Genomic DNA, 12387 nt, shown 5'->3' with positions numbered 1-12387 from the left:
GCCCTGGTCAGGTGGCGCCGCGCGGCTGCGGGCACGATGGGCCCGTGCCGCGCAGCAACCGACCCCGTCGCGGAGGCAGACCCGCGCCCCGCGCCCCTCGGGGCGGCGGCGGACCGTCGACGGAGGACCGGCCGCTCGGCGGCGGGATGCGTCGCGTGGAGGACCACGCCGACGGCGAGTGGGTCGTCCAGGTCGTCACGGGCGGTGGCGCGGGCAGCGGTCAGGGGCGCAGCTACCGCTGCCCCGGCTGCGACCAGCTCGTGCCCGGGGCGGCGCCGCACGTCGTCGCCTGGCCCGCCGACGGGCTGCTCGGGGCCGAGGCCGCGCTCGCCGACCGTCGCCACTGGCACCGGCCGTGCTGGGACCGCCGTGCCACCCGGGGCCCGCGGCGCTGACCGGCCCCGTCGGTCCGGTGGCCCGTGCGGCGGACGGTGCTCAGCCCGCGGGGGTCGGCGCCGGCTCCACCAGCTCCACCAGCACGCCGCCCGCGTCGGCGGGATGCACGAAGTTGACGCGGCTGCCCGCCGTCCCCCGGCGTCCGGCGTCGTAGAGCAGCCGCAGCCCGCGCCCGCGGAGCACGTCCGCGGCGGCGTCCACGTCGGCCACCCGGTAGGCGACCTGCTGCAGTCCCGGTCCACGGCGGTCGAGGTAGCGGGCGATGGTCGACGTCGGCGTGAGCGGGGCCAGGAGCTGGACCCGCGGGGCGCCGGGGGAGGCGTCCCCGACGGCGAGCATGGCCTCGCGCACGCCCTGCTCCTCGTTGACCTCCTCGTGCACCAGCTCCATGCCGAGGACGCCGGTGTGGAACGCGAGCGCGGCGTCGAGGTCGGGGACCGCCAGGCCCACGTGGTCCAGGGCGAGCAGGAGCGCCTCGTCCCCGGGGACGCCGGGGATCGACCCCGCGGGCTCGTCGGGGGCTCGCGAGGCGGTCGCCCTCGGGACGTCGGTGCCGCGCGCGCGTCCCCCGGCGGTGCTCCCGGTGCCGTCGTGGGTGCCGTGCTCCATGCCGGGCAACCTACGCAGGCGACGGCTCGGCCGAGGCCTGCGGGCTCCCCGGCCCCGCCGAGGGCGTGCCTTCCGACGACGACCTCGCCGTCCGCACCTCCCACCGCCGGGGGACGTCGACGTGACGACCCCGGGGACCGGCCCGCCGGAGCTCCCGGAGGGACGAACCGGTGATGTCACGAGCCGGTCACGGCGGCGGGTACCGTGGTGCTGTGCTCGTCGCCTTCTCCGTCGCGCCCTCGGGCGTCGGCGACTCCGTCGCCGCGGCCGTGGCCGACGCCGTGCGGGTCGTCCGCGAGAGCGGTCTGCCGCACCGCACGGACAGCATGTTCACCACCGTGGAGGGCGGGTGGGACGAGGTCATGGACGTCGTCCGCCGCGCCACCGAGGCCGTCGGTCGCCACGGCGACCGGGTGTCGCTCGTCCTCAAGGCGGACGTGCGCACGGGAGCGGCGGCCGGTCGCACCGGCGAGATGCGGGGCAAGGTGGACCGCCTCGAGGCGGCCCTCGCCGCGCCCGCTGCCGGGTCCACCACCGCTTCCACCACCGCTTCCACCACCGGGCCCGCCGAGCACGACTGACCACGCCGTCCGACGCCGGTCCCGACCGGGAGGGGCGTCCCCGACCGCGGCCGGCGGCCCGGACGGATCGGCGCCGGCGCATCCCGCCGCGCGCGGACCGCCCGCCGCTCTGCGGGACGGCCGAGCCCAGCAGACGCAGCGCTCCGCGCGCCGCCGGAGAGGAACCATCGTGCCCCAGACCGTCGACGTGCGCCGCACGCCCCCCGTGCGCGCCGCGCGGCGCCGCACCGTCGCAGGCTGGGTCGCGGTCGCCGTGCTGGCCGTCCTCGGCCTCGTGGCCGTCGGCCTGGGCGTCGCCCAGCGCACCGTGTGGCTGCCGGACGACCAGGTGAGCGCGACCGCCACGACGACGGGCGGTGACGTCGATCCCCTCCTCGTCGTCACCGCGCCGGGGGTCCTCGAGACCCGTCCGGGTCCCGTCACCGTCACGGCGACGTCCGACGACGGCGGACCTGTCGTCCTCGCGCTCGGCCACGAGGTGGACGTCGCCGCCTGGACCGCGGACGTGCCCACGGCCGTGGTCGGCGGGCTCGAGTCCGAGGGCTCGCTCGCCGTCGAGGAGCCCGCGGCGGCGGCGTCCTCCGTCGACGTGCCCGACCCGGCCTCGTCGGACCTCTGGACGCAGGTCGAGACGGGGGAGGGCAGCGCGACGATGCGGCTGGACGTCCCCGAGGGCCGGTGGCTGCTGCTGGCCGCCTCGGACGGCAGCGCCGCCGCGCCGGACGAGCTCCGCCTCACCTGGCCCCAGGAGGTCGAGACCCCGGCGGCCGTGCCGCTGGTCGTCGGCGGGGGCGTCGCCCTCCTGCTGGCCGTCGTGCTCGCGGTCGTGCACGCCCGCGCCTCGCGCCGGCGTCGCGACCGGGCGGTCGCGACGGCCACGCAGACGACCCAGAGCACCGAGACGACCCAGAGCACCGAGACGACCCGGAGCACCGAGACGACCGGGGAGACCCGATGAGCCGCCGCCGCACCACCACCCGCAGCGCGACGACCCGGGCCGGCGCCCTCGGGGGGGCCGGCGTCGCCCTCGCCGTGCTGCTCGGCGGGTGCGCCGACGCCCCGCTGCCCGAGCCGCAGCCGCAGGAGGTGGCGGGTGCGTACCCGGCGGTCACGGCGGAGGAGTCCGCCTCCGTGCACGAGGCCGTCGCCGCGGACGCCGCCGAGGCCGACGCGGCCCGGGACGCCTCGCTGCTGGAGCCCCGCGTCGCCGGGTCGGCCGCCGAGCTGCGCGCGGCCCGCTACCGGCTGCAGGAGCTGCTGCCGGACGCCCCCGCGCCGTCCCCGCTCGGGGGCACCGTCGAGCGTGACGTCGTGCCCGCCGTGACGCTGCCCGGCGCGCAGGAGGGCGAGACGCCGGGGCGCGCCGTCGCCCCCGCCGAGGCCGCGGCGACCTTCCCGCGCGCCTGGACCACCATCACCCAGGCCGACGGGGGCGTGGCGCCGCAGCTGTCCGTCCTCGTGCAGGAGGACGCGCGCAGCCCCTACCGCGTCGTCACGACCACGCCGCTGCTCCCGGGCGCCGTCGTCCCCGAGACGCTCGCGCCCGAGGAGGGGGTGGCGCCGCTCGCCCCCGACGCGGGCGGGCTGGTCCTCTCCCCGCAGGACGCCGTCGGCCAGTACGCGAGCGCGCTGGGGGACCCCGACGCCCCCGAGGCGGCCCGGTTCGCCGACGACCCGTTCCGGCAGGTGCTGCTCCAGGAGCGCGCCGCGGCGGACGCCGTCGAGTTCTTCTCGCTCGCGACGAGCCGGTCCGTCCGCCCCGGCTCCGTGGTGGCGACGCCGACGGCGGACGGGGGCGCGCTCGTCGTGGGCGTGATGGAGAGCCGCAGCGTCCAGGCCGTCGAGGAGGACGGGGCCGTGCTCACGCTCTCCGAGCCCGTCGCCGCGCTCGCGGAGACGCAGGAGGCGCGCGAGAGCGCAGCCGTGTCGTGGCTCGAGGTCGTGGCGCTCGCCGTGCCGCCGGCCCCGGCGGACGGCGAGCAGGCGCAGCCCGTCCGGGTCGTCGGCGCCGACCGGGTGCTCTCCGGGGCGCAGGCGCGCTGAGGGACGAGGCACGCCGGGGCGTCGCCGCGGCCCGGGGAGCCACCGGGGTCGCCGTGGGAGCATCGCGACCGCAGCCGTGAGGACGAGGCACGAGGACGAGAGAAGGACGGGGACAGCACGCATGAGCCAGCGCACGTCAGGACCGGGCGGTCCGAGCGGCCCGGGAGGGACCGCCGGCCTCAACCTGCGGGGGGCGGTGGACCTCTCCGGGCTCGGACGGCCCCCGCAGCAGCCGCCCGCGCCGCCGACGGGCGACGCCGCGGGCGTCGTGGTGACCGTCACCGAGGAGTCGTTCCAGCGGGTCGTCGAGCAGTCGACGAGCGTCCCGGTCGTCATCGCCCTGTCCTCGCCCCGCGCCCAGGGCGCCGACGACCTCACCGCCGTGCTGCGGCGGCTCGCCGTGCAGGACGCCGGTCGCTGGCTCCTCGGCGAGGTCGACGCCGACACCAGCCCGCGGATCGCCCAGGCCTTCCAGGTCGAGACGGTGCCGTCCGTGCTCGCGGTGGTCGGCGGCCAGCCCGTCCCCCTGTTCCAGGGCGTCCTGCCCGAGGAGCAGGTGCGCCAGTACGTCGACGCGCTCCTGGACCTCGCCCAGCGCCAGGGCGTGACGGGGCGCCTCGACGTCGGGGGCGGCGAGGAGGAGCCGCAGGGCGAGCCCGAGGAGCCGCCGCTGCCGCCGCTGCACGCCGAGGCCTTCGACGCCATCGAGCGCGACGACCTCGACGCGGCGGCGGACGCCTACCGGCGGGCCCTCGCCGAGGCCCCCGCCGACGAGGACGCCCGCATCGGGCTCGCCCAGGTCGAGCTGCTGCGCCGCTCGCGCGGCGCCGACCTCCAGCAGGCGAGGGACGCCGCGGCCGCGGACCCCGCCGACGTCGACGCGGCGATGCTCGTGGCGGACCTGGACGTGCTCGGCGGCCACGTGGAGGACGCCTTCGCCCGCCTCGTCCAGGCGGTGCGCGCCACGTCCGGCGACGACCGCGAGCGCGTCCGCGCCCGGCTCGTCGAGCTCTTCGAGGTCGTCGGCGCCGCGGACCCCCGCGTCACGACCGCGCGGCGGGCCCTGGCGAGCGCGCTCTTCTGACCGACCGTCGCACCCGTACGACGAGGGCCCCGCACCAGCAGGTGCGGGGCCCTCGTCGTGAGCGGTGGACGGACGTCAGCTGACGTCCTCGTCCACCCAGTCGAAGGTCTTCGTCACGGCCTTCTTCCACAGCCGCAGGACGCGCTCGCGCTCGGCCTCGTCCATCTGCGGCTCCCACCGCTTGTCCTCGGCCCAGTTGCTCCGGACCTCGTCGAGGTCGGACCAGAACCCGACGGCGAGGCCGGCGGCGTACGCGGCGCCGAGCGCGGTCGTCTCGGCCACGACGGGCCGCACGACCGGGACACCGAGGACGTCGGCCTGGAACTGCATGAGCAGGTCGTTGACGACCATGCCGCCGTCCACGCGCAGCTCCTCCAGCGGGACCCCGGAGTCGGCGTTCGCCGCGTCGAGCACCTCCCGGGTCTGGAAGGCGGTGGCCTCGAGCGCGGCCCGCGCGATGTGCGCCTTCGTCACGTACCGCGTGAGGCCGACGACCACCCCGCGCGCGTCGCCGCGCCAGTAGGGCGCGAAGAGGCCCGAGAAGGCGGGCACGACGTACACGCCGCCGTTGTCCTCCACGGTCGCGGCGAGCGTCTCGACCTCGGGCGCCGAGGAGATGAGCCCGAGGTTGTCGCGCAGCCACTGCACGAGCGACCCCGTGACGGCGATGGCGCCCTCGAGCGCGTACACCGGCTTCTCGTCGCCGAGGCGGTAGGCCATGGTCGTCAGCAGGCCGTTGTCGCTGAAGACGAGGTCCTCGCCGGTGTTGACGATGAGGAAGTTGCCCGTGCCGTAGGTGTTCTTGGCGCCGCCGGGCGCGAAGGCGGTCTGGCCGAAGGTCGCGGCCTGCTGGTCGCCGAGGATGCCCGCGATCGGCGTCTCGCGCAGCAGGTTCGAGGCCTCGACGGTGCCGTAGACCTCCGAGCTGGACCGGATCTCGGGCAGCATCGCCTTCGGGATGTCCATGGCGGCGAGCACGTCGTCGTCCCACTGCAGCGTCCTCAGGTCCATGAAGAGCGTCCGCGAGGCGTTGGTGACGTCGGTGAGGTGCTTGCCGCCGTCCGTGCCGCCGGTGAGGTTCCACACGACCCACGAGTCGGTCGTGCCGAAGAGCAGGTCGCCCGCCTCGGCGCGCTCGCGGGCCCCCTCGACGTTCTCGAGGATCCACATGATCTTCGTGCCGGCGAAGTAGGGGTTCAGCGGCAGCCCGCAGACCTGGCGGAAGCGGTCGACGCCGCCGTCGGCCGCGAGCCGGTCGACGATCGGCTGGGTGCGCACGTCCTGCCAGACGATGGCGTTGTAGACCGGCTCGCCGGTGTTCTTGTCCCACACGACGGTGGTCTCGCGCTGGTTCGTGATGCCGACGGCGGCGACGTCGTGGCGGGTGACGTCGGCGCGCGAGAGGGCCTGGCCGATGACCTCGCGGGTGTTGCGCCAGATCTCCTTCGGGTCGTGCTCGACCCAGCCGGCGCGCGGGAAGATCTGCTCGTGCTCGAGCTGGCCCGTCGAGACGATCGTGCCGGCGTGGTCGAAGACGATGGCGCGGGTGCTCGTCGTGCCCTGGTCGATGGCGACGACGTAGCGGGCGCCGCGGGTCTGGCTGGTGGTCTGGCTCATGGGACGTCGGTGTCCTTCCGGGACGGTGGTCGGGTCGGGAGACGGGGCGGACGGCTCAGCTCGCGGTGGCCGCCACCGGCATGACGTAGAAGACGAGGCCGGCGAGCACGCCGCCGACGACGGGGCCGACGACCGGCACCCAGGCGTAGGACCAGTCGGAGCCGCCCTTGCCGCGGATCGGCAGCAGCGCGTGGGCGATGCGGGGACCGAGGTCCCGGGCGGGGTTGATCGCGTAGCCGGTGGGCCCGCCGAGCGACGCACCGATGCTCACGACGAGGAGGGCGACGGCGAGCGGGCCGATCTGGGCCGGCGTGTTGCCGAAGAGGAGGATCACGAGGACGAGGACGAAGGTCCCGACGACCTCGGTGAGGACGTTCCAGCCGTAGCGGCGGATCTCCGGGCCCGTGGAGAAGACGGCGAGCTTGAGGGACGGGTCCTCCGTCGCGTCGAAGTGGTTCTTGTAGGTCAGCCACACGACGACGGCGCCCAGGGCGCCGCCGAGCATCTCCGCCGCGAAGTAGACCAGGGTGTTGGCGAGGTCGGGGGAGACGCCCGGTGCGTAGTCGTTGCCGGAGACCAGGAGCCCGATCGTGACGGCCGGGTTGAGGTGCGCCCCGGAGGCGTAGGCGACGTAGACGCCGGCGAAGACGGCGAGCCCCCAGCCGAAGTTGATGAAGAGCGGTCCGCCGGCGAAGCCCTTCGTCCGGGACAGCAGGGCGTTGGCGACGACGCCGCAGCCGAGCAGCGTGAGGGTGGCGGTGCCGAGCACCTCGGACAGGAAGATGTCGGGCAGGGACGGTGGCATGGATCACTCCTGGTGACGACGGTGTCAGGGGCGTCGGCCCGGACGTCGGGCGCGAGGGAGGAGCGGCGGGGGGCTGCGACGCTGCTGCGCACCCCCCCGCCCGGGGGACGGGTCCGGCTCAGGCCGCGCCGGTGGCCGCCTCGACGGGGACGTCGGGGCGGATGTCGGGGGCCTCGAGGCGGCGGCGCTCGGCGGCGGCGTCGTCGTCCTCGACCTCGGCGGCGCGCTCGGCCTCGACGCGGGCGAGGTAGGAGGAGACCTCCTCCTCGACGCGGGCGGCGTCCCAGCCGAGGGCCCCGGCCATGAGGTCGGCGACCGCGCGGGCGCTCGCCGTGCCGCGGTCGGCCTGCTCGTAGGACAGCCGGGTGCGGCGGGTCAGCACGTCCTCGAGGTGCAGCGCGCCCTCGTGCGTGGCGGCGTAGAGCGCCTCGGCGCGCAGGTAGTGCGGCGCGCCCTCGAGCGGCTCGCCGAGCGAGGCGTCGTCGTCGACGAGCGCGAGCAGCTCGTCCACCTGGGCGCCGTAGCGGTGCAGCAGGTGCTCGACCCGGTCGAGCGACCAGCCGCGCTCGGCGGCGACACGGTGGCGCTGGGCCCAGCGGACGCCGAAGCCGTCGGCGCCGGCGAGCGGCAGGTCGGCGGTCAGCGAGGGGCCCGCCGGGCGCTCTCCCGGGGCGACGTCGGCGAGCGCCGCGTCGACGACGTCGCGGGCCATCACCCGGTAGGTCGTGTACTTGCCGCCCGCGACGACCGTGAGGCCGGGGCGCAGGGTCGCCACGGTGTGCTCGCGGCTGACCTTGGTCGTCGTCGTGGGGTCGCCGCCACCCTTCCCGCCCTTCCCGCTCCCGCGCTCGCCGGGCAGCGACCCCTTCGCGGTCGGCTGCAGGAGCGGGCGCAGACCGGTGTAGACGCCCATGACGTCGTCCCGGCCCAGCGGGCGCGTGAGCACCGCGTTGGCGTGCTCGAGCAGGTACTCGATGTCCTCGGCCGTCGCCACGGGGTGGTCCTTGGCCAGGTCCCACGGGGTGTCCGTCGTGCCGATGACCCAGTGCGTCTCCCACGGGATGACGAACAGGACGCTCTTCTCCGTGCGCAGGATGAGGCCGGACTCCCCGTCGACCGCGTCCTTCGGGACGACGACGTGGACGCCCTTCGAGGCGTTGACCTCGAGGCCCTGGGCGGCGAAGAGCTCCTGCATCTCGTCGGTCCACACCCCGGTCGCCCCGACGACGTGGCGGGCGCGGACGGCGATCTCGCGGCCGGTCTCGAGGTCGACGGCGCGGACGCCGACGACGCGGCCGCCCTCCTCGAGGTAGCCGACGACCTGGGTGCGCGTGGCGGCGAGCGCCCCGTGGCCGACGGCGGTGCGCACGATCACGTGCACGAGCCGGGCGTCGTCCACCTTGGCGTCCCAGTACTGGATGGCGCCGACGGCGGCGTCGCGCCGGAACCCGGGGAAGCGCCGGTGCAGGCCCGTGCGGGTCACGTGCCGGTGCAGGGGGACGGTGCGTCCGTCGCCGGTGCGGCCGACCAGGCCGGCCATGGCGTCGTAGAGGGCGATGCCGGCGCCGATGTAGAAGCGCTGCCAGTGCTTCTCGAGCGGGAAGAGGAAGGGCACCGGGTGCACGAGGTGGGGGGCGAGACGGTCGACGAGCAGGCCCCGCTCGTGCAGCGCCTCGTGGACGAGGTGGAAGTCGAGCATCTCCAGGTAGCGCAGGCCGCCGTGGATGAGCTTGCTCGCGCGGCTGGACGTGCCCGCGGCCCAGTCGCGCCGCTCGAGCACGCCGACGGTGAGCCCGCGGCTGGCGGCGTCGAGGGCGGCGCCGGCGCCGGTGACGCCTCCGCCCACGACGAGCACGTCGAGCTCCTCGGTGGCCATCCGCTCGAGCGCCTCGGCGCGGGTGGCGGCGGACAGGGTGGTGCTGGTCATCGCTGACGGGCCTCCTGCTGCGGGCCGTCGTCGGTCCGCGGACGACCGGGGAGGGGCGCCCCTGCGGCGTCCTCGTCCGGCCGGCCGAGCATGCTCCTCCGCCACCGCGTGCGGCCACCAGGTGCACGGACGTGCACACTGGGCCGTCCGGCCGGTCCGTGCCGGGCGGTCGCGTGGTCGTGGGGGAGGAGCGCGCGTGGACGAGGAGGACCTGGAGCGGGTCGCCCGGCGCTACTGGCTCGACCGCGTCACCATGGACGTGGTCGCGCGGGAGGAGGGCGTCTCCCGCAGCACGGTGTCGCGCATGCTCGAGGCGGCGCGGGCCCGGGGTGTCGTGCGGATCAGCGTGGAGCCCGTGCACGGACGTGCACCGGCTCTGGCGTCCGCGCTGCACGAGCGGTTCGGCGTCGACGCCGTCGTCGCGCCGGTCCCGCGCGACGTGACGGACCTCGCCCGCCTGGAGGCCGTGGCCGCCGCGACGGGCGCGCTCCTCGGCGAGCTCATGGGCAGCGGCCTGGTGCTGGGCGTCGCCTGGGGGACGACGACGAGCGCCGTCGCGCGCCACCTCGTGGCCCGCTCCAGCGTCGACGCGCACGTCGTCCAGCTCAACGGCGCCGCCAACACCCGCAGCTCGGGCGTCGGCTACGCGGGTGAGGTCGTCGAGCGCTTCGGCGCGGCCTGGGGCGCCGAGGTGCACCAGTTCCCCGTGCCCGCCTTCTTCGACGCCGTCGCGACCCGTCGCGCCATGTGGCGCGAGCGCAGCGTCCGCGGCGTGCTCGCCGTCCAGCAGCGCTGCGACATCGCCCTGTTCGGGGTGGGCACCGTCGCCGCCGGCGTCCCGAGCCGGGTCTACACCGCCGGCTACCTCACCGACGCCGACCGCCTGTCCCTCGTCGAGGAGCACGTGGTGGGCGACGTGTGCACCGTCTTCCTGCGCGCCGACGGCAGCTGGCAGGGCGTGCCGCTCAACGCCCGCTCGAGCGGACCCCCGCCGCCGGCGCTGCGGCGCATCCCCCGGCGGGTGTGCGCGGTCGCCGGCACGGGCAAGGTGCCCGCGCTCGCCGCGGCGCTCGCCGCCGGGCTCGTCACCGACCTCGTCGTCGACGGCACCACCGCGCGGCGCCTGCTCGCGCACCGCTGACCCGGAGACCACCGACGAGCCCGGCGCAGGAGGAGAGTCTGCCCCGGCGGGTGCGCCGCGCCTCGACGCGCCCAGGCCCGACCCGACGCGCCCCGACCCGACGCGCCCCGACCCGACGCCCCCCGACCGGACGCACCCGCGCCCGGACGCCCCGCACAGCACGACCGAGGAGACGCCATGACGCAGGACCGCCCCAGCAGGATCACGACGACGCTCTGGTTCGACGGCCGGGTCGAGGAGGCCGCCGAGCTGTACACCTCCCTGCTCCCCGGGTCCCGGGTGGTGCGGCTCACGCACTACCCCGAGGGGGCCCCCGGGCCGGCCGGAGGGGTCCTCACCGCGGAGCTCGTGGTCGCGGGCATGCCCCTCGTGCTGCTCAACGGCGGCCCGGGCTTCCCGCAGACCGAGGCGGTGTCCCTGTCGGTCGCGTGCGCCGACCAGGAGGAGGTCGACCGTCTCTGGTCCGGCCTGCTCGCGGGCGGGGGCGAGGAGTCGCAGTGCGGCTGGCTGAAGGACCGGTTCGGCGTGTCGTGGCAGGTGGTCCCGGACGCGCTGCCGGAGCTGCTCTCGGACCCCGACCCGGAGCGCGCGCGCCGCGCCACCCAGGCGATGCTCGGCATGCGCAAGCTGGACGTCGCGGCGTTGCGGCGCGCGGCCGACGGCGCCTGAGCCAGGGCCGGCAGGCCCGTCGGCCGGGGGTCCTCGCCGGGGAGGCAAGGAGGCACGGGCGGTGCCGGTGACCGGCCGGCGCTACGCCCGTTCGGGCGATCCTGGACAGTGTCCCGGACGCGGCCGTGCGGGACGCGGTGAGATGCCGACGCCCCACCCGGCGCCCAGCCGGTCTCGCCCGTCGACGGACCACCACACGACCAGGAGCCCCACCCATGTCGACCAGCCCCCAGTACGCGGGCGGTGCCTCCGCCCCCGCCACCGGCGCCCAGCGGACGAACACGCTCGCGATCGTCGCCCTCGTCCTGTCCTTCTTCGTGTCGCTGGGCGGCATCATCTGCGGCCACATCGCCCGCCGGCAGATCCGCGAGACCGGTGAGAAGGGGGCGGGGCTCGCGCTGGCCGCGTTGATCATCGGCTACGCCTCCCTGGCGATCGGCCTGATCGTCTTCATCGTCCTCGTCGTCGCCGCGGGCTCCTCCGGCCAGATGTGACAGCGGAGTCCCCGACGCGGCGGCCGCCGCGTCGGGGACGAACCCGCAGCCGGACGTGCGGGCCCGGGCGCCGCTACGTGGCGGCCGCCGGCAACGGTGCAGGTCAGCGGTCCGGGGTCAGCGGTCCGGGGCGCCGTCCACCAGCAGCTCGGGGGCGGGGTCGTCGGCGAGCAGGCGCGCCAGGGCCGCCTCGACGCGCGTCGCGAGGCCGGCACCCGTGCGCGCGCGCACCTCCTGCGCCCCGCACCACGCCGCCTCGAGCACCTCGCCGTCGAGGAAGCGGCACCGGGCGGGCAGGTCGACGTCGTGGACGCCGCCGTCGAGGAGGGCGAGGAGCCGCTGGGGCTGCGGCCCGTCCGCGCCGCGGCGCTCCAGGACGAGCAGCCGCCCCGGGTCGAGGTCGAGCCCGAGCTCCTCGTGGGCCTCGCGCGCGGCGGCGCCCCGCAGGCCCTCGCCGTCCTCGACGACGCCGCCGGGCACCTCCCACGGGACCTTGTAGGACGTCCGCAGCAGGAGCACCCGCCCGGCCGGGTCCCGCAGCACGAGCCCCGCGGAGACGAGGGACGTCGGGAAGAGCGGGACGACCGCCGCGAGCACGTCTCCCCCCGGTGGCTCGTCCCCGACGACGTGCGCCACGACGGCGAGGTCCCGCACCTCGTCCGGAACGTCCGACGACGGGACGCCGCGCAGCACGCCCTCGCGGCGCAGGCCGGCCCTGGCGCAGGCCCAGGCGGTCGCGGCGTCCTCGACGGCGTGCACCGCCTGCACCCGTCGCGCACCCTCCCCGAGGGCGAGCCGCACCCGCTCCCCGAGGGCCTGCGCGGCGTCGCCCCCCGAGGATCCGCCCCCCGAGGATCCGCCCCCCGGGGAGCCGTCCCCGGAGGATCCGCCCCCCGGGACGCCGACCCCGGTCAGGTCACCGAGGTCGACCGTCCCGGCGACGCCCCCGAGGCCGGGCACCGCGGCCGCTCGGGTGCCGGCGGCGGGCCGGCCGCCGCTCGCCCCGGGGTCCGGTGCGCGC

The 12387-nt window shown here is 76.7% G+C and carries 13 protein-coding genes; 8 read left to right on the top strand and 5 right to left on the bottom strand.

The window, feature by feature from the left end; all coding sequences use genetic code 11:
• Window positions 1-44: 44 nt before the first annotated feature.
• On the top strand, window positions 45-395 hold the full coding sequence (locus WDZ17_RS05975) for an Rv1322 family protein (RefSeq protein WP_494516968.1): 351 nt from the start codon (window positions 45-47) through the stop codon (window positions 393-395).
• Window positions 396-435: 40 nt separating this feature from the next.
• Here the strand turns inward: WDZ17_RS05975 and mce are convergent, their stop codons facing one another.
• Window positions 436-1005 carry a methylmalonyl-CoA epimerase gene (gene mce, locus WDZ17_RS05970; protein ID WP_339574222.1) on the bottom strand — a complete coding sequence of 190 codons (570 nt, stop codon included), beginning with the start codon at window positions 1003-1005 and terminating at the stop codon, window positions 436-438.
• A 212-nt stretch (window positions 1006-1217) separates the two neighbouring features.
• On the opposite strand from mce, the gene WDZ17_RS05965 reads away from it, so the two are divergent.
• The 4 genes from WDZ17_RS05965 to WDZ17_RS05950 all read left to right on the top strand — a co-directional run bounded on the left by WDZ17_RS05965 (window position 1218) and on the right by WDZ17_RS05950 (window position 4713).
• Window positions 1218-1586, top strand: coding sequence for a thiamine-binding protein (locus WDZ17_RS05965; RefSeq protein WP_339574221.1), 369 nt, complete (start codon window positions 1218-1220; stop codon window positions 1584-1586).
• A gap of 169 nt (window positions 1587-1755) precedes the next feature.
• On the top strand, window positions 1756-2544 hold the full coding sequence (locus WDZ17_RS05960; RefSeq protein ID WP_339574220.1) for a hypothetical protein: 789 nt from the start codon (window positions 1756-1758) through the stop codon (window positions 2542-2544).
• The gene (locus WDZ17_RS05955; protein WP_339574219.1) at window positions 2541-3629 is read left to right on the top strand and encodes a DUF8094 domain-containing protein; all 1089 of its coding nucleotides are present in this window, start codon (window positions 2541-2543) and stop codon (window positions 3627-3629) included. Before WDZ17_RS05960 ends, WDZ17_RS05955 begins: the two co-directional genes overlap by 4 nt.
• Window positions 3630-3750: 121 nt before the next feature.
• Complete coding sequence (locus WDZ17_RS05950; RefSeq protein ID WP_339574218.1) at window positions 3751-4713, top strand: tetratricopeptide repeat protein; 963 nt, start codon at window positions 3751-3753, stop codon at window positions 4711-4713.
• A 75-nt stretch (window positions 4714-4788) separates the two neighbouring features.
• Here the strand turns inward: WDZ17_RS05950 and glpK are convergent, their stop codons facing one another.
• The 3 genes from glpK to WDZ17_RS05935 all read right to left on the bottom strand — a co-directional run bounded on the left by glpK (window position 4789) and on the right by WDZ17_RS05935 (window position 9062).
• On the bottom strand, window positions 4789-6330 hold the full coding sequence (gene glpK / locus WDZ17_RS05945) for a glycerol kinase GlpK (protein WP_339574217.1): 1542 nt from the start codon (window positions 6328-6330) through the stop codon (window positions 4789-4791).
• 55 nt (window positions 6331-6385) lie between these two features.
• Window positions 6386-7135, bottom strand: a complete 750-nt coding sequence (locus tag WDZ17_RS05940) for an MIP/aquaporin family protein (protein ID WP_339574216.1) — start codon at window positions 7133-7135, stop codon at window positions 6386-6388.
• 118 nt (window positions 7136-7253) lie between these two features.
• Window positions 7254-9062 (bottom strand): glycerol-3-phosphate dehydrogenase/oxidase, encoded by a 1809-nt coding sequence (locus WDZ17_RS05935; RefSeq protein WP_339574215.1) that lies wholly within the window; start codon window positions 9060-9062, stop codon window positions 7254-7256.
• A 196-nt stretch (window positions 9063-9258) separates the two neighbouring features.
• Here WDZ17_RS05935 and WDZ17_RS05930 point away from each other — a divergent pair, with 196 nt between their 5' ends.
• The 3 genes from WDZ17_RS05930 to WDZ17_RS05920 all read left to right on the top strand — a co-directional run bounded on the left by WDZ17_RS05930 (window position 9259) and on the right by WDZ17_RS05920 (window position 11366).
• Window positions 9259-10203: a sugar-binding transcriptional regulator gene (locus tag WDZ17_RS05930; RefSeq protein ID WP_339574214.1), complete on the top strand. Its 945-nt coding sequence runs from the start codon at window positions 9259-9261 to the stop codon at window positions 10201-10203.
• 177 nt (window positions 10204-10380) lie between these two features.
• Window positions 10381-10872, top strand: a complete 492-nt coding sequence (locus WDZ17_RS05925; protein WP_339574213.1) for a VOC family protein — start codon at window positions 10381-10383, stop codon at window positions 10870-10872.
• Between the two features lie 215 nt (window positions 10873-11087).
• The gene (locus WDZ17_RS05920) at window positions 11088-11366 is read left to right on the top strand and encodes a DUF4190 domain-containing protein (protein WP_339574212.1); all 279 of its coding nucleotides are present in this window, start codon (window positions 11088-11090) and stop codon (window positions 11364-11366) included.
• A gap of 117 nt (window positions 11367-11483) precedes the next feature.
• Here WDZ17_RS05920 and WDZ17_RS05915 read toward each other — a convergent pair whose 3' ends face one another.
• Window positions 11484-12326: an NUDIX domain-containing protein gene (locus WDZ17_RS05915; RefSeq protein ID WP_339574211.1), complete on the bottom strand. Its 843-nt coding sequence runs from the start codon at window positions 12324-12326 to the stop codon at window positions 11484-11486.
• Window positions 12327-12387 lie beyond the last annotated feature (61 nt).

The organism is Pseudokineococcus basanitobsidens (assembly GCF_037482545.1).
GTDB lineage: Bacteria > Actinomycetota > Actinomycetes > Actinomycetales > Quadrisphaeraceae > Pseudokineococcus > Pseudokineococcus basanitobsidens.
This window is presented reverse-complemented; position numbering and strand designations above follow the sequence as displayed.